Origin of the sequence: Plantactinospora sp. B6F1 (genome assembly GCF_040120695.1) — a bacterium.
Classification (GTDB): domain Bacteria; phylum Actinomycetota; class Actinomycetes; order Mycobacteriales; family Micromonosporaceae; genus Plantactinospora.
The window spans coordinates 219,062-235,890 of the sequence record NZ_JBEEAC010000001.1 but is presented as its reverse complement, the minus strand read 5'-3'; the positions used below and the strand labels follow the sequence as shown (position 1 = coordinate 235,890).

Genomic DNA, 16,829 nt, shown 5'->3' with positions numbered 1-16,829 from the left:
TGTGGACGACCGGCCCGCCGGCGACGGCCGCCGGTTCACCCCCGCGTGCGCGGGGAGCAGCGCCGGCTGCTGCCGCCGTCCTGCCCGGCCCTGGGTTCACCCCCGCGTGCGCGGGGAGCAGATCTCCAGCAGGACGTCGGCGTGGCACGGCTGGGGTTCACCCCCGCGTGCGCGGGGAGCAGTACTGGTCACCGGGCCCAGCGCGCCGGCCGTCGGGTTCACCCCCGCGTGCGCGGGGAGCAGTGGACGGCACCGCAAGAGCGCGTAGGTTCCCCGGGTTCACCCCCGCGTGCGCGGGGAGCAGTCATCGCTGGCGACCCGGCCGACACCGAACCGGGGTTCACCCCCGCGTGCGCGGGGAGCAGTCGGCGGCGGCGGCGGCCGGGTCGAGCTGGTCAGGTTCACCCCCGCGTGCGCGGGGAGCAGCCGGACTGCGTTGTCTGGCGGTTGCCCGCGCCGGGTTCACCCCCGCGTGCGCGGGGAGCAGGCTTTGTCGGCGCTGCCTCGACCGGGCGGTTCCGGTTCACCCCCGCGTGCGCGGGGAGCAGAACTTGGTAGTCCAGGTGCGGTTCTCCACCGACGGTTCACCCCCGCGTGCGCGGGGAGCAGAGCGAGCCGCACGTGACGTCGAGTCGGCAATGCGGTTCACCCCCGCGTGCGCGGGGAGCAGGGCCCACTGCTGCCGGCTCATCGGGTCACCGCCGGTTCACCCCCGCGTGCGCGGGGAGCAGAGGTGCCGAAGCTGCGGACGAACGGGTGGACCGGGTTCACCCCCGCGTGCGCGGGGAGCAGGGGCCGGCAGCTGGCCGGCAGGGCTCCGCAACGGGTTCACCCCCGCGTGCGCGGGGAGCAGTCTGACTTGCCGATCCTTGATCGACTCCCACAGGGTTCACCCCCGCGTGCGCGGGGAGCAGGCTTCTTGACCTGGGGCTCCGTAGATCAACTCTCGGCTTTTTCTTCACTTTGTCTTGGGCTGGCCGCCGTGGTGTCCCTGCCCGCTGGGCCCCGCCGTCCGAACCGACGGCGCTTCGACGCCTTGCTCCAGCCTCTTGGCAGAGCAGGGTTGTACGTGCTTCGCTCCGTCGGTCTGCGGATCAGGGTGATCCCGTCGAAGTCGACCGGCTTCCAGTGGTGGTCGTGCACCTCGAAACACAACCGTTGCTCCCCCGGATGTTGATAGACGAGCAGCGCTCGGCCAGGTCCCGCCATCTCGACGACCTTGGCCCAGAGCCGGTGCCTGATCCGGCTGTTGACGTGTCCCACGTAAACCCCGGCGGAGATCTCCAGCAGCCATTGCGTCAGGTGGCCGCGCAGCCCTTCGGGGCAGGCGGTGAGGATGATGACGGTCATCAGAAGTCCACCTCGTCGCTGTAGTTCCGTCCGCCGGCGAGTTCGTAGCCCTCCTCGTCCCACAGGCGTACGGTGCCGCCTTCCGGCTCCTCGTCGAGCCGCTGCTCGTCGATCGGTCCGGCGGGAGCGGGGCCGAGCAGCAGTGTCCGGATGTCGCGTACGCAGCGGTCGAGGAGGGCACCGCCATGGGCTCGGTCCCGGACGGCACGACGGGTGTCACCGCCGACGTCGGTGGAGCCGCTGGCGGCGATGTCGAAGGCGACTGGGATGGTGATGTCAGCCTTGTAGAGGTCAGCGATGTCGTAGACAAAGGATCGATCGTGGCCGGTATGCACGAAGCCGAGGCCGGGTGAGGCGCCGATGGCGACGATGACGGCGTGCACGATGCCGTACAGGCAGGCGTGCGCGGCGGAAAGCGCCTGGTTGACGGGGTCGCTGCCACCGAAGTCGTCCGGGTCGTACTCCCGGTTGTTCCAGGTCACGCCGGTGCGCTTGGCGTGCTCGCGGTAGCAGCGGCGTACCCGGGCCCCTTCCTTGCCCCGCAGTTGCTGCATGGTGAGGGCGCTGGTGTCCTCACCCGGAAAGCGCATCCGATACATCTCTCGGGCCACCCGCAGCCGCCGGTCGCGCTGCGAGACCGCAGCGGCCTGGGCCACGAGCAACCGGCTGGATCGGGCGAGCGGGCGTCCGTGCGCGTAGTAGCGGACGCCCTGCTCGCCGACCCAGACCGCAGTGGCACCGTTGTCGGCGAGAAGCATCATCGCCTGTTGGGTGATGCTGGTCCCGGGTCCGAGCATCAGGACGCCGAGGGTGGCGGCCGGGATGTGGGCCACACCCTTGTCGTCGGTGGCGGTGATCGCGTTGCTGTCGCGGTGGATGACGCAGCGTTCGAGGTAGAGAAAGCTGAGCCGGTCCTGGGCACGGTTGAGGTCCGCCAGTTCCGCCGGTGGGACACCGGGGATCTTCACGGGGCGGTTTGGGCGGGCGCGAGGGTGAGCAGGCCGCAGCCGTACGCCTTGGCATGCCCGATTCCGCTGGTCAACGCCCGGCGGAAGGCGCACGCATCGGTGACCTGGAGGATGCCGTCATAGGTCGCCGTGGTGAGGGTGACGGTGCCCAGGCCGCGCTTGAACGTCTGCGTGTGGCGCCGGTGCAGCCGCAGATTGGGCCGGCCGTCGTGCTGGGTCGCCAGGGCGAAGCCGTGCCGGTCCGCCCGGCTGGCCAGCCATCCGAGCTGCTCGGGTTCGCGCAGGTGGCCGAAGCGCTGTGTCTCCTTGGCGTCGGCGGTCTTGCGCCCGCTGTGGGTCGGGTTGGCGGTGAGCCGGAATGCCCACTGCTGTCCAGGATGCAGCGAGCCGAGCAGCCCGTCGTAGTCACGAGTCACCCATGGCTCGCTTTCGGCCGTTGGCCAGCCGACCTGCTCGACCAGGTGGGTGAGATCGGGGCGGCCAGGGCTGACGATGTAGAGGTGGACGGTGGCGGTGGCCCGGGTGTCGAGTCGCCACAGCGTACGGGTGCCGGCGCGCTCGTAGTCCTCGGCTTCGCGGAATGCCGCGCGGACCGCCGCGTGCATGGCGTGTGGCGAGGAGAGCAGCTTCCGAGCGTTGCGCCGGGCCGGGTTAATCTGGAATCGGGTCAGGAACATGCTCAGCCTCCCAGCAGGCTCAACGGGTCGTGCTCGGCGACACCGGCCCGCTCGGCGAGGTCGTTCGTGACCGGTACGTGCTGGCGCAGCACGGATCGCCAGGTGTGCTGCCGGTGCGCCGGGTCGAAGCTGACCGGCTCGTCGGGCACGGTCTCGGTGACCGGCTCGCCCGGACGGGCGTCCCGGATGACCTCCAGCAGAACCTCGCGGGACGCCCGCCTGCGGTGCCACTCGGCGGCGATCCACGGCCAGTCTCTCAGCGCGTCGTCGAGGGCCTCGTCGTGCACGCCCAGGCTGATCGGTCCGACCGGCGGGCACGATCGGCGCCCGAGGTAGAGCGGGAATCGGGGCCGGGCCAGCGCCTCCGCCAGGCCGTCCAGCAGTTCCCGATCGCCGCCGACCGCGCCGAGGAACGCGGCGTCGGAGAGGTAGAAGCGGTAGGTCAGCGGTGCGCTCTGGCGACCGTCGAGGCTGCGGGCCGTCTGGAAATCCCGCAGGATCTGCCCGGGCTGGTCCAGCCGTACGCCGAACTCCAGGCCGAGCAGGTCGGTGAGCGGCTCGCTGCGCCGAACGCCTCTGGCGGCGGCGAGCATGCCGATCACTCCACTCTTGGTGGGCGCGATCTCGGTGCCCCGCCGGGCGAAGCGGCTCGACGACCCCCACGACTGGAGCGGGCCGGCCAGCCGCAACAGCAGCACGCTCATGCCGGCTGTCCGAGCGCCACGGTGACCTGCTCCCCCACCCCGGTGACCAGCTCGCTGAAGCTGACCGCCTTGCCGAGGTCGGCCAGTACCGCCGTCTTCTCGCCGACCTGGGTGACCCAACTGCCGACCGGCCGCTCCCCGTAGGCGCTCTCGACGGCGATGGTGTGCTGCGCCAGCGCGGCCGCCGCCAGCTCGACCCGCCCGGCGGCGTGCGTCTCCCGGATCGCCGTCTCGAAGGCGCCGACGAGGTTGATCGGCTGGGTGTCCCGTACCCGTACGAGTACGGCGTCCGGCAACGTCCGGTGCGCGAAGGTGTTCTGCTTCCCCGTCGGCATGCTGCGGGCGAACGCGGTCAGGAACGCTTCGACGGCGGCCCGCGTCGCGGCGGCGTCGCCGAGGGTACGGTGCAGCGCGTCGACGTCGATCGTGGCATACCGATACAGCGTGGACGAGTTGAACTCGATGGTGCCGATCATGCCGGCGCCGGTCTCCGCCGCGTCCTCCTTGCGGTCGTCGACGGCGGTGAAGTAGTCGAACTCGTTGTCGACGGCGTGCACGCTGATGGCGTGCGACACCTGGCAGGCCGCGTCGACGTTGATGTCGGCCAGGTCGGCCACCATCCGGCCGAACATCGCGACGTCGACCGAATGCTCGGTGTTGGCCAGTTCCTTGAACCGGGCCTTGTCGAGGGTGGCACCGCTGCGGGATGCCTCCAGCGCGGCGGCGGCGAGGTTGTCCAGCTGCCGGTGACTGAGGAACAGCAGGTACCCGGATTCGACGTCCTTCAACTCGCCCTTCTTCTTGTCGGCCTTGGCGAGGCCGCCCGCCACGAAGACCTCGGCGGCCAGCGCGGACGCCTCCTCGCCGGTGATATCCGGGTCGAGGGCCTTGATCCGCGCCGCGAGCGACTCACCCACCCGCTTGGTCCGCTCGCCAAGCTGGGAGTGGTCGAGCAGGTCCGCGAAGGCAAGCCTGATCGCCCGCTTCCACGCCTGGCTGGACACCCGCGCGCGCCGTACACCGCCGTAGACGGCCGTCTTCGGCGAGCCGGTGTCGTCACGGTTGAGGTTGCTCGGCGGCACGGTCTGAAGTGCGTAGACGTCGATGATGGTGCGGTTCATGACGGGTCCTCCTCAGGAAGGTCGGTGGCGGGGGCGGGGGTGTCGTCGTCGGTGCTGGGCCGGCTGCGGAAGAACTCGCGGCCCCAGATGGCCTGGACCTTCGGGCGTCCCACCGGCCCCCGGAGGATCTTCAGGTCGTCGGCGAGCAACCCGTAGTCAAGTGGAATCTGATGCCCGCGCAGCATCGTGACCAGGCCACGCAGGTGGTAGATGCTCTCGTCGTAGCTGCTGGCGGTGCCGAGGGCGGCGAAGCGACGTCGCACACCATCCGGCCCGGCGGATTTGCGGACAAGGTCGGACAGGGCCTGGCCCAGCCCACGTCCGTCAACGTGCATCCGTTCCCGGCACGACTGCTGATGCAGCGCGTACAGGGTCACCGCGTCGTGCAACGCGTGCTCGGCGTCCGTCGCCTCGGCGCTGTCGGACGGAAGGCGGCCCAGCAGTTGCTCCGGCACCTGCAGGTACCGCTCCAGGGTGTAGTCGAAGCCGGGTTGACGGCCGATGCCGCGTCGCAGCCGGGCCAGCGCGCTGACGGCCTCCGGCTGCGGCACGGTACGCAACACCCGTGCTTGCACGCCGGCGATCGTCCGCGCGACGTACTCGCCGAGATCTTTGCGTCGCCGGCTCCTCGCCCGCCGGGCCGGGCCGGCCGGCTGGTCGGTTTCCACCAGGGTCATGCTGGTTCCTCCTGCCTCTGTTGCGCAGACTCGGCCGCCATCGGCAGCGCCTTGGCCAAGCCGACGTAGAACCACGCCTCGGCCTGTGAACTGGAGTAGTGCACTTCCCGGCCGGCATGGTCGGTGCCGGTGCGGCCGATCCACGCCTTCGGGCCGGCGGCGGCGACCAGGATGTCGCCGAGTCGGGCGATGGCCCGCCGCACCAGCCGCTGCCACGCCGCCCGCTCGGCCGCCGGGTCGCTCTGCGGGCCGAGCCGGGCCAGCCAGTCGCGGAAGGCGCGGTCCAGCAGCGCGTACCCGCGTTCGGCCGCCCGGTCGGCCTCGCCACTGTCGGTGTCCCGGCTACCGGCGGCGCGGGCCAGGTGGTCGGCGAGCCGGCGCAGCACCTTCACCGCGGCCTCGGCGTCGCCGGCGGCGTCGACGGCGGTCGCGCGCAGCGCCGAGTCGTCGACCAGCAGCAGGACGCTCATGGTCAACGCGTCGCTGAACACCTCGTCCACGACTGCCTGCTGGGTGCCGTAGGTGACGCTGGTGGCTCGGGTACGGGCCTTGAAGTCGGCCCCGACCACACCGGTGACGGTCAGCCGGGCCAGCCACTGCACGACCATCGGCGACAGCCGTTGCGGCGCTTCGGTGCCGGACGGCGGAGGTGCCGGCAGCAGGCTCTGTAGTCCCCGCCACAGGGCCCGGCCGTGGTCGTGCGGTCGGGGCAGGTAGATCGGGGTCCGCTTCTGTTTGGTTTCGCGGGGTCCACTGCGTCCCCAGACGCTCATCGGTTCCAGCAGGTGCCGGTCCTGCCAGTCGAGCCGGTCCCCGTTGGAGATCATGGCGCCGGTGATGCCGCCGGGATCGCCGAAGAGCCGGATCCGTCGAGACTGCCAGGTGTAAAGGCTGAGCAGTCCGTACGGGCCCCGCGTCGAATCGGCTTCCTCGGCAGCGGTCTGCGGCTCGCGCTCCCACACCGGCAGGTCCCGCTCGTCGGCCACCTGCCAGCCGGGCGCGACCGGCACCAGGTTGAGCAGCAGGGTCTCCAGCAGCGTCGCGCCCTCCAGGTGGACGCCACCCAACGAACCGAGCGTCCCAACCCCGATCGGGTAGCCTCGCCCACCCTTGACCCGGTCATCTCCGACCGCCCCCGTCTTGATGCCGGACGGGTCGTACGCCTGGCAGTGCACGAGCCAGCGGGCCGCCTCGGCGGGCGTGATCGACTCCATGCCCGACCCGGCACGGGTGGTCAGGAAGGGCAGGCCGTTCGGTACGTCGGCGATGAGACGCTCCAGCCCGTACGTGTTGTTCTTCGCCGCCCGCAGGTCAGCGACTTGGTAGAACGGGTGCCTGGGGTGCAGCAGGTCGAACCGGTCACGAAACTCGTCGAGGTAGTCGGCGATCTCCGCGATCGGCAGCGTCCGATCCCGCCACAACGCCCGCCAGGCCGCCTCCCCGGGTGGGCCGCCGGTGGTGCAGTGCAGGATCGCCAGCGCGAGCCGCAGGATCGCGAAGGTCTGGGTGGGCAGCTCGCAGGCGATCATCCGTACGTCGCCGGCCTGCGCGAAGAGGCCGAGCAGTGACACGTCCCGGCGCCGACCGGTGGCGTCCAGCACCGGAATCCACGCCTCGTCCACCAGCGAGAACTCGACGGGGTGCGGTGAGCCGGTCACCGGCGTCACCTCCTTCTGATAATCGGGGATGGACTCAGGTGCCGGCGCGGGTGACGCGCAGTCCCTCGTCCGGGTCGTAGTGCAGGTCGAAGCCGGCCACGGTGGCGTTGCCGTCCCCGTCGATGTCGAGCACGAGTTCACCGGCCAACCAGGGGCTGTCCTGCCACGCGGTGAGGTCGGTACGCCGCTCCAACTCGGCGATGACCTCCTCGATCTCGTCGGCAGCGGTCATCGCACGCGGCAGCGGCAGGGTGCAACGCGCGACCAGTCGGGGCAGCGGCCAACGCGGGACGCTACCGGTCGGCACCGGCGTTCCGCCCCGGTCGATCCAGGGCGGGAGGATCAAGCCATCCGGGGTACGTACCAGGAGCAGGACCTCCAGGGAGTCGGCGTCGGTGTCGCGGACGTGGCCCTGCGCCACGCGTTCGTCCGCGTTGCCGACGCCACCCGAGAGCCAGCCGATCAGCGGTACCCCGGGCTCGGCGACGCCGGCCAGCCGGAAGCCGTCGGCCTTCAGCTCCTTGGTGATGATCTCGTCACGCTGCTTCGCCTCCGCCTCGACCATGGTGGACTGCCAGGACGGCGGGCCGACCGCCGTGTCGCCGTAGGCGGTCTGGGTGGGCGGGGCGATGTCGGCCGGCAGCCGCAGCGGTGTGCCGTCCAGAAGTGGCAGCAGGACGGCGGCACTACGCAGCAGTGTGGCCGGTTGGTAGACGCGGCGTGAGCCGCTGACCGGTTGTGGCGGTTCTGTCGTCCAGTCCGCGCCGGTGATCCAGCAGGTGGGTGTCGCGAGCCGGACCGGGCGGTCGGGGCGTGGGTGGCGGTGCAGCCGGCCGATGCGTTGCAGGACGAGGTCGACCGGGGCAAGGTCGGTGACGAGCAGATCGAAGTCGATGTCCAACGATTGTTCGGCGACCTGGCTGGCCACCACCACGTGCCGGTGCGGGCGGGCGCCGCTGCCGGATGGCCCGAACGTGTCACGCAACCAGCCGTCCTTCGCGGCACGGTCGACGGCCATGAATCGGGAGTGCGCCACCGAGATCGGGGTGTCGGGCCCGAGGGCGGCACGCAGCGTGGCGGCGGTCTCCTGCACCCGCGCCACGGTGTTGCGGACCACGAGCGCGCAGCCGCCGTCGGTCAACTGGTCGCGCAACAGCTCCACCAGTGCGGGCAGTTCGTCGGGCAGGCGGCGCAGCGCCACCTCGGCACCTCGTCCGGAGTCGGCACAACTGACAGCGGTGGCGCCGCGCTCGGCGGTGGAGACCGTGACCAGGGGGTATCGCAGGTCGGTCCGGAGCGGGGCGTACGGGTCGGTCCTCGGCTTGCCCCGGTCGCGCCAGGTGGGCGGGGGCAGAGGTCCGAGCCGGCCCGCGTCGTACGCCGCCATCAGCTCGGCCCGGCGCTTTGCCGGCAGGGTCGCCGAGAGTACGACGACCGGCACGCCGTACGCGCCCAGCCACTCCAGCGCCCGGTCCAGGAACCGTCCCATGTAGACGTCGTAGGCGTGGGCCTCGTCGATCACCACCACCTTGCCGGCGAGGCCCAGGTGGCGCAGCACCAGGTGCTTGCTACGGAGCGCGGCGAAGAGCAACTGGTCGATCGTGCCGACGACGAAGCTGGAGAGCAGGGTCCGTTTCGACCCGGCGAGCCAGCCGTGCACGCCGATGTCGGCTCCGCCTGCGTCCTCGGCGATGCCGCTGGGCAGTGACCTCGTGCGTAGCCGGTCGTACTCGGGATTGAGCGCGGCCTTGCCGTGGGCGAGCCGCACGTCGCGGTCGCCCCGACCGACCTGGGCGTCGGGCAGCCGGCGCAGCCAGGAGAGCATGCGGCCGAACATGGCGTCGCTGGTGGCCCGGGTCGGCAACGCGAGGTAGCAGCCGGACAACCCGCTACGGCGAGCCATGATCTCCACCGCTGCCAGGGCCGCCTCGGTCTTGCCCTCCCCCATCGCCGCCTCGACGATGAGGATGCCGGGTAGCGGCATGGTCGCGGCCAGCTCGGCGACCGTACGCTGCACCGGGCGCGGCACCGCACCGGCGGGCAGCGCGAAGCGTGCCCCGAACAGGTCCTCCGGGTGTGGCGGCGTCGCGGCCGGCTGCCAGGGTACGGGCAGGTCCAGCAGTTCCCAGCCGGCGTGCAGCCGATCGGCGTCCGTGCTGTCCAGGGTGTACGGGAAGAACTCCTCGTTGCTGGCGATCCAGTCGGCCACGATGACGAGCCCGGTGAGGATGGCCTGCACGGGCTGGGACAGCGCGACATCGCTCCACTCGCGGAGCCGCTCGGCGGCGCCGGACCGCTCTGCCATCCAGGTCAGCAACTCCTGCTGCGCCTGCCGCCAGGCGGCGTCGCCGAGCAGATGCGGGCGCACCTGGGCGTCACGCAGGCCCTCGTCGGTCGGGGGAACACCGTGGTGGCCACCGACGATGACGGCGACCGGGTGCGGGTCGAGCCACTCCTGCTGCTGCAACCAGTCTGCCAGCACCAGGTGCCCGGCGGTGGCGTGCGGGGCGTACCTGCGGTCAGCGCGGATCAGGTCCGGCTGGTACGTGAGCCCGTGGTCCCGCATCCGCCGCGCCAGGTCGTACGCCTGGTAGGCGAAGGCAGGGGTGGCCTTGCCGACGTCGTGCACCCCGGCGATCCAGACGGCCAGGGTGCGCCCGTCCGCGTCACCGCCGGGCAGCTCGTCGGCGATGCGGTGCCGGACCGCCCTGCCGAGCCAGTGGTCCCAGAGCGCTCCCGCGACGTCGGCGGTGTCGGCCAGGTGCCGCCACAGTGGGAGCCAACCTACCGGCGAGATGCCCCTGCGGTCGGTCTTGCCCCAGACCGACCGTGCCGCGTCGCTCAGTTTCGGCCCACCGGCCCCACCGGTACGGGCGTTCATCGGCGCACCGGCAGCAGCGGACTCGGCGTGCCGCTGTGTGACAGGTAGAGCACGTCGCGGGCCCGGGTCAAGGCGACGAAGAGCAGGCACCGTTCTCGCTGCATGTCCTGCCGGTGGGCGTGCGGGTCCTCGGCCGCGGAGGTGAGCGCGTGGGGCGCCGGCAGCACACCCGCGTCCAGCCCGACGACCGCAAGGCACTGGAACTCCAGCCCCTTCATCCGGTGCATGGTCGCCACCCGCACCCCGTCGGTGCCTCGCTTGTCGTCGGCGACGTCGATGTGGGCGTCGGCCAGGATCCTGCTGACGGTCTTGACGAGCTGTCCGGTGCGGACCGCCACCCCGATGGCGTGCGGCTCGACACCCTGCTCCAGCCAGGTCCCGACCCGCTCGACCAGCGCGTCGCACTCGCCGTCGCGGTTGCCGTGGGCGGCGAGTTCGGGTACGCCACCACGGGTGATCGAGCGGTAGCCCCGCAACGTGTCACCCTCGTCGTCCAGGCCGATCGCGGCATCGCCACCCAGCACCTTGACCGACAGGTCCAGGATCTCGTGTGTGGTGCGGTAGTTGACGGTGAGCCGCCTGGTCCGGCCCCGGACCTCGATGCCGAGCTGGGCCAGCGACACGTGACTGTCGTAGATCCGCTGGTAGGGGTCGGCGAGCAGGAACATGTCGTTCGGCCCCGGCGCGACGAGCGCACGCAGCAGGCGCCACTGTGCCGGGTGCAGATCCTGCCCTTCGTCGACGACGACGTGCCGGTACGGTGCGGGCGAACGCCGGACGATCGCGGCCGCGTCGTCGGCGAGCTGGGTGTGGGTGCGAATGCGCCGCTTCGCCAGCTCCCGCACCACGCCGTCGATCGCCGCCCACACGTGCTCGCGCTGGGCGGTGCGCAGGCCGGCGCCGCGCCCCTTGCGTGGCGCCGCGCGGTACGCCTCCAGGGTGGTCAGTTGCTGGGCCAGCACCACCTGCTCCCACTCGTGCCGGAGGAAGGCGGAACTGTAGGTGCCGACCTGGCCGGCGCGGTTGAGGAAGGTCGGCCCGTTCTTCGCGGCGACCTCCCACAGCTGGTCGATGACCTCGCTCTCGGCCACCCCGACTCGTCCGCTGTTGCGCGCGACGATCTCGTAGGCCAGCTTGTCGATGCTGATCACGTCGATGCGGGCCCGCACCGCCGGGTCGGTGGTGAGCCGGTAGAGCTGCTTGGTCAGGGCGTCGGCGAGCGCCCGGGTGAACGTGGTCAACAGGACCTTCTCCCCGTCCGGCAGTCGCTCGGCAAGGAAGACCGCCCGATGCAGGCCGGTCACCGTCTTTCCGGTCCCGGCGCTACCGGTGACCAGCGCCGGACCGCCGTAGGTGGCGCGGTAGACGATGCCGCGCTGTGTCGGGTGCAGGAAGGTACGCCATACGTCGAACGGGTGGGCGAGGATGGCGGCGAGTTCGATCGGGCCGGAGACGAAGGCGATCCGTTCAGGGGTACGGCGTGCGGCGGTCAGCAGGTCGTCGGTGTCCACCCTGCCCGACACGATCCGGTCGGCCAGCTCCGCATGGACCTCTTCCACGGACAGTCCGCTGGCCAGACCGCGCAGGACGTCGAGCTGTGCCTCCGGCAGCCGCCCGGCGAGGCTCTCCATCTGCTGGTCCGTGGTGATGACGCGCAGCAGCGGCACCAGGTCCTCGTCCACGCCGAGCCGTCGCAGGTCGGCGGTGGAGACCCGGTCGAAGAGGCCTTCGTCACGCGGGTGCGACGGCGCGGTACGCGCAAACTCGTCGATGGCTGCCTGGTCGCGTGTTTCCAGCACGCCGAGCGTCTGGTTGACGGTGAACCGGCGGCTCGCCGCGAAGGCGATGGCGTCGTCGTGCGGCAGGACGTTCAGCAGAGCGTACTTCTCCGCGCCGAGGGCGAGCACCACGCCCCGGTAGAACCGGTCGATCCGGATCGTACGGATGCTGGGATCGCGCGCCCCGGTCAGCTTCTCCAGGTGCAGTCCCGCGTGGGTGTGTTCGGCGAACTTGCTGATGGCGGCGTCGACGGCACGCTGCACCCGGCGCTGGAGCCTGGCATAGGCAGGCAGGAACTCCCGACCGATGGCCAACTCGGCCATGTGTGTATCCCCCATCAGCGGCGCCCGGACGTCAAGCCCGGAATCTCATCGGACTGTCGTGAGCCGGACACGTTCGACCGTGCGGATCGCCCAACATGGTCGGGGCCAACACGAAGTCGACCGGGACCGACCTACAGTCAAACACTCTGTGAACACGCTTTGCAAGTCGTCCTAAGTGACGTGAGTTTACTACTACCCGCCAGCCTGGCTGACCGAAGGTGCACGGCCACGCACGGGTCGGCCGCTATGCTGGGCCGGTGGTCCCCGGCGCAGCCCTCAAAGACCGATACAAGCTGGGCCGATTCCCGTTGGCACACAAGGGAATGGGTGAGGTCTGGCCCGCCCGGGACACGCTGCTCGACCGCCCCGTCATCGTAAAGTTCGTCAACGCCGCCCTGTTGGACGCGGACCTGGTCCGCCGGATCCGCCGCGAGGCCCTGCTGACCGCCCGGCTGGACCATCCCGGCGTACCGGCCATCCACGACCTCGGCGAGCACGACGGCCGGCCGTACGTCGTACTCCAGAAGATCGACGGGATCGATCTCGCCGACCTCATCGCGGAGCGCTCACCCCTGCCGATCGGGTGGGTCGCGGCCATCGGGGCGCAGATCTGCGGCGTCCTACTCGCCGCTGCCCGGATCGGCCTGGTGCACCGGGACATCAAGCCGAGCAACGTCATGCTCGACCGGAGCGGCGCGGTGAAGGTGCTCGACTTCGGCCTGGCGGCAATACACGACGACGACCGCTACTCGCGGATAACGCAGACCGGGCAGAGCCTCGGCACCCTGGGCTACATGGCACCCGAGCAGGTGGACGGCGGACACAGCGACCACCGCACCGACCTGTACGGCCTCGGAGCAACCCTCTTCGACCTGCTCACCGGCCAACCTCCGTTCGACGGCGCAACCACCACGACGATGCTGCGACGCCAGATGCAGAACCCGCCGCCGCGTCCCGCCGACCTGCGGCCGGATACTCCCACCGCCCTCGACGACCTGGTACACGCGCTGCTGTCGATCGACCCGGAGGATCGGCCATCCAGTGCCGCCGACGTCTACGCGGTGCTGGCGCCACTCTCCCAGGACCTGCCGGTAATTCCCGGACTACTCGCCGAGAATGTGACAGCGGTGCAGGCCTACGCCGCCATCGTGGGGCGAGTTTCGCAGCAGGATCGCCCCGAGACCGCCTCGACCTGCGGACAAACCGAACCCGAAGTCGAGCCGGAGCCGAGCGTCGCACACGGAGAACGGCTCTACGCCGCTGGCGAGTTCAGAGCCGCCGCACGTCACTGGCGACAACTCGCCGCCCGCCGAGCCCGGGAGCGCGGCGAGGACGATCCTCTGGTGTTCGATCTTCGGCTGCGGGCCGCTCGCGCCCACGTCGCGCTCGGCGAGCACGACCGGGCGATACGGCAGTTCCAGTCCCTGCTTCAGGACCGGGTCCGGACCGACGGCCCGGACCATGCTGCGGTGCTGGAGTTGCGCCAGGAACTCGCACAACTCATCGGGGCGCCGGAACCACCTCGGTCCTCCCGACTCGCGTCCGGCGCGGATCGCTGAATCTCCGCGGCAGCAACACCGCCTTCTGTTCGGGGAAGCGACCTCCCGCGTAGCGAAAGATCCGCGCGCAGTTCTGCCCACGCGTCTCGGTCGTCAGGGCGCGCCCGGCCAGCGGCGAATACATGGTGCTGTGCTTCAGCCACGCCGCCTCCTCGCCGTGCCGGTCGAAGCCACGACCGCTCGCCGCGTGCCCGAACACGTCGTGAACGGCACGGAACATGTCGTTCTCCCCGTCGCTGAGGTACGGGTGCTGGTTGCCACTGGCCGCACTGGCCCAGACCCTCAGCCGGCGGCGCCGCACGTCGTCCACCATCGACTCCACGTCCGGGTACGGGTCCTCGTCGACGATCCGCACCGCCACGCCCAGGCCGCCGAACTCCACCCGCCCCACCAGGAAGTGGTACTGCCGCACCGTCTCGCGACAGAAGGCGGCGTAGGCGGGGTAGGCGCGCCTGTCCCGGAGGGGGGCCGCGACGTAGGCGTCGGCGATCGCGGCACCGATCTCGGCGTCAAGGCACACTCGCGCGTACGCGTGGGATTCGGTGCTGTCCGCCCGACCGAGCGCGAGCCGGCGCGCGCCCTCGACCGCGTACGCGATCGGCGGAAAGCACGAGGACTGGGTGGTTGGCAGCGCTGGTACCAGCAAGGGTGTTCATGGTCCTCCTCAGGTCGACGGGATGGCTGGGGTCAGGTCAGCGGGCTGTCGAGCTGTCCGGTGTGGCATGCAGGGTGGTCCCGTCGCCGGCCCGGGTCGCCTGCTCCCGCCGTAGCAACTCGCCGAGCACCCGGATCTCGGACACCCGGCGGTCCTGATGAATCTTGGCGATCTTTCCAATGGTGGTGCTGCGCCCTCGACGCGACATCGACCCCTCCAGAGTCTGTGAATCAGTACCGCGTAGCAACGTAGTCTATGTGAACACCGCACACAAGACTATTCGGCATGCTACCGTTCACGCGTGACGAGAGAGCCGACCCTGGCCCCCCGCGAGGCCACCCTGACCGCCAGCGGCATCGCGCGACTGGCCAGCGTCGGCAGGGCAGCCGTAAGCAACTGGCGCCGCCGCTATGCCGATTTCCCGACACCCGTGGGCGGCACCCCGACGAGTCCGTCCTTCGACGCGCGGGAGATCACCGACTGGTTGCGCCGCCACGGCCGGCTTCACGAGGCCGGCATCGAGCAGTGGGCCTGGCGACACATCGAGAGCTACCAGCCGGCGGCGCAGATCAGCGACGTGCTCGGCATCGCCGGGGCACTCCTGCTCGTCCGTACCGACCGGGCCGAAGCCGACAGCGGCGCCGGCCTGCCCACCCCGAAACAGCTCGTCACCCGGCTGCGGGCCCTCGACCCCGGCCTGGCAACCCAGCTCGGAGACCGGCTGCCGAAGCAGTGGGACGGGCAGCTCACCACCGTGTTGCGCACGGTCGACCAGCTCGGCGCCGAACAGGGCGCCGAGGCGGCCTTCGAGTATCTGCACGGCCAGTACGTGACCTCGGCCCAGTCGCTGTCCGGCCTCGCCGGCACACCGAGCAGCGTTGCCGAAGTGATGCTCGCGCTCGCCGGCTCCGGAGCCCGGATCTTCGACTTCACCTGCGGCACCGGCTCAATTCTGCGGATGGCCGCCGACCGCGCCCTGGCGGACGGCACGACCCTCCGCTGCTACGCCCAGGAAATCAACTCCCAGTACGCCCTGATCACCCTGCTGCGGCTGTGGTTCGTACACCTGCGTGCCCGGCACGCCGGCCACGACGTCGAGCCCCCCGTGGTACACGTGGGTGACAGCCTGCTCGCCGACGCCCTACCCGGACTGCGGGCCGACGTGGTCGTGGCGAACTTTCCGTTCGGCATCCACGACTGGGGCCACGACCGCCTCGCCTACGATCCACGCTGGACCTACGGTCTGCCGCCGCGAACCGAACCCGAACTCGCCTGGGTGCAGCACGCGCTGTCCCACCTCTCCCCCACCGGCACCGCCGTGGTACTCATGCCACCCGCCGCCGCGTCACGCCCCGCGGGCCGCCGGATCCGCGCCGAACTGATTCGGCACGGAGTCCTGCGCGCGGTCGTCGCTCTCCCCGCCGGCCTCATGCCGCCGACCGGAATCGGACTGCACGTCTGGGTACTCACCCAGCACGAGGCCCAGCAGCCGCGCGCCGGAGAGGTCCTCATGGTCGACACGACGAGCGCATCCGAGCATCGGCCCCTCACCGACATCGTGGGCGCCTCCTGGGCGGCCTACCTGTCCGATCACTACACCGAACTACCCGGTGTCCACCGCGCCGTGCCCGCCATCGACCTGCTCGACGGCCAGGTCGACGTGACGCCGCAACGCCACCTACCACAGGCCGCCGGGCTTGCCACCAGCCCGGCCCAGACCATCGCCCGGATCGACGAGTTCGTCCGCCTTCTCGACCAGGTGCGACACACCCTGCCCCCGGTCGGGGAGGCGCAGACAGCACCGCTACGCGAAGCCCCGCACGCCGACATTGCCGATCTGATCCGATCCGGCAGCATCACCGTGCTGCGCGCCCCGTCCCGCCGCCGATCAGCCAGCGGCACCGTGCTGACCGCCGCCGACATCCTCTCCGGGGGCCCGGCCACCGGCTCGGCCCCCCGCACCGAGCGCGAGGAGTCGGAGACGCGAGTACGGCCGGGCGACATCCTCGTCCCTTCCATCGGGCACAGGATCAACGCCCGAGTCGCCACCCCGGAACAGGTCGGCGCCGAACTCGGTCCCGGCACCCAACTCGTACGCGTCGACACGACCCGCTTCGATCCGTGGTTCGTCGCCGGTGTCATCTCGCGGACGGACAACGTACGAGTCGCCGGCCGTGCCTCCAGCACCGCCAATGGCGCCCTGCGCATCGACATCAGGCGGCTGGCGATCCCCGTGATGCCGCTGGAGCAGCAACGGGCGTACGGTGACGCGTTCCGCCAGCTCGTCGAGTTTCGGATGATGCTGGAGCGAGCTGCGGCGAGCGGCGCCACGCTCGCCCGCGAGATCGCCGACGGCCTGACCGGCGGCACCCTCACACTCCCGTCACCGTCAACCTCTGCACGGTGATTGCATCCAGGAGTCCGCAGCGAACCATTGCGGCGTACCCGGGAAGCAGGAGTTAGGCTGCGAGAAGGCG

The 16,829-nt window shown here is 70.9% G+C and carries 13 protein-coding genes and 1 CRISPR repeat array (1 of these 14 cut by a window edge); of the genes, 2 read left to right on the top strand and 11 right to left on the bottom strand.

The genetic code is table 11. The features are described 5' to 3' along the window. A CRISPR array of direct repeats spans positions 1-914; the repeat unit is 28 nt; it reaches 1,555 nt to the left of the window's first position. Between the two features lie 25 nt (positions 915-939). From cas2e to ABNF97_RS00875, 9 genes are read right to left on the bottom strand one after another with little or no spacing between them, the layout of a single operon-like run. Then, positions 940-1,350 carry a type I-E CRISPR-associated endoribonuclease Cas2e gene (gene cas2e / locus ABNF97_RS00915; RefSeq protein ID WP_349337318.1) on the bottom strand — a complete coding sequence of 137 codons (411 nt, stop codon included), beginning with the start codon at positions 1,348-1,350 and terminating at the stop codon, positions 940-942. Beyond that, positions 1,350-2,318, bottom strand: coding sequence for a type I-E CRISPR-associated endonuclease Cas1e (cas1e, locus tag ABNF97_RS00910; protein ID WP_349337317.1), 969 nt, complete (start codon positions 2,316-2,318; stop codon positions 1,350-1,352). The genes cas2e and cas1e overlap by 1 nt, the downstream gene beginning before the upstream one ends. After that, the gene (gene cas6e / locus ABNF97_RS00905; RefSeq protein ID WP_349337316.1) at positions 2,315-2,995 is read right to left on the bottom strand and encodes a type I-E CRISPR-associated protein Cas6/Cse3/CasE; all 681 of its coding nucleotides are present in this window, start codon (positions 2,993-2,995) and stop codon (positions 2,315-2,317) included. The genes cas1e and cas6e overlap by 4 nt, the downstream gene beginning before the upstream one ends. A 2-nt stretch (positions 2,996-2,997) precedes the next feature. Further along, the gene (cas5e, locus tag ABNF97_RS00900) at positions 2,998-3,699 is read right to left on the bottom strand and encodes a type I-E CRISPR-associated protein Cas5/CasD (RefSeq protein WP_349337315.1); all 702 of its coding nucleotides are present in this window, start codon (positions 3,697-3,699) and stop codon (positions 2,998-3,000) included. Continuing rightward, positions 3,696-4,820 (bottom strand): type I-E CRISPR-associated protein Cas7/Cse4/CasC, encoded by a 1,125-nt coding sequence (gene cas7e / locus ABNF97_RS00895; RefSeq protein ID WP_349337314.1) that lies wholly within the window; start codon positions 4,818-4,820, stop codon positions 3,696-3,698. The genes cas5e and cas7e overlap by 4 nt, the downstream gene beginning before the upstream one ends. Next, entirely contained in the window at positions 4,817-5,497 is a 681-nt protein-coding gene (gene casB, locus ABNF97_RS00890) for a type I-E CRISPR-associated protein Cse2/CasB (RefSeq protein WP_349337313.1), read from the bottom strand. Before casB ends, cas7e begins: the two co-directional genes overlap by 4 nt. Continuing rightward, on the bottom strand, positions 5,494-7,155 hold the full coding sequence (gene casA, locus ABNF97_RS00885) for a type I-E CRISPR-associated protein Cse1/CasA (protein WP_349337312.1): 1,662 nt from the start codon (positions 7,153-7,155) through the stop codon (positions 5,494-5,496). Before casA ends, casB begins: the two co-directional genes overlap by 4 nt. A 34-nt stretch (positions 7,156-7,189) precedes the next feature. Next, entirely contained in the window at positions 7,190-10,036 is a 2,847-nt protein-coding gene (locus ABNF97_RS00880) for a CRISPR-associated endonuclease Cas3'' (RefSeq protein ID WP_349337311.1), read from the bottom strand. Beyond that, a complete protein-coding gene (locus ABNF97_RS00875) occupies positions 10,033-12,138 on the bottom strand; it encodes a UvrD-helicase domain-containing protein (RefSeq protein ID WP_349337310.1) in 2,106 nt (701 codons plus the stop codon). The genes ABNF97_RS00880 and ABNF97_RS00875 overlap by 4 nt, the downstream gene beginning before the upstream one ends. Before the next feature lie 257 nt (positions 12,139-12,395). On the opposite strand from ABNF97_RS00875, the gene ABNF97_RS00870 reads away from it, so the two are divergent. Then, positions 12,396-13,697 (top strand): protein kinase domain-containing protein, encoded by a 1,302-nt coding sequence (locus tag ABNF97_RS00870; RefSeq protein WP_349337309.1) that lies wholly within the window; start codon positions 12,396-12,398, stop codon positions 13,695-13,697. On the opposite strand, the gene ABNF97_RS00865 is transcribed toward ABNF97_RS00870, so the two are convergent. Both ABNF97_RS00865 and ABNF97_RS00860 read right to left on the bottom strand, forming a co-directional pair. Continuing rightward, positions 13,639-14,343 carry a hypothetical protein gene (locus ABNF97_RS00865; protein ID WP_349337308.1) on the bottom strand — a complete coding sequence of 235 codons (705 nt, stop codon included), beginning with the start codon at positions 14,341-14,343 and terminating at the stop codon, positions 13,639-13,641. The two genes, ABNF97_RS00870 and ABNF97_RS00865, sit on opposite strands and share 59 nt — an antisense overlap. Positions 14,344-14,389: 46 nt before the next feature. Continuing rightward, positions 14,390-14,560 carry a hypothetical protein gene (locus tag ABNF97_RS00860; RefSeq protein ID WP_349337307.1) on the bottom strand — a complete coding sequence of 57 codons (171 nt, stop codon included), beginning with the start codon at positions 14,558-14,560 and terminating at the stop codon, positions 14,390-14,392. Positions 14,561-14,653: 93 nt separating this feature from the next. Here ABNF97_RS00860 and ABNF97_RS00855 point away from each other — a divergent pair, with 93 nt between their 5' ends. Next, a complete protein-coding gene (locus tag ABNF97_RS00855; RefSeq protein WP_349337306.1) occupies positions 14,654-16,759 on the top strand; it encodes an N-6 DNA methylase in 2,106 nt (701 codons plus the stop codon). Positions 16,760-16,829: the final 70 nt, after the last annotated feature.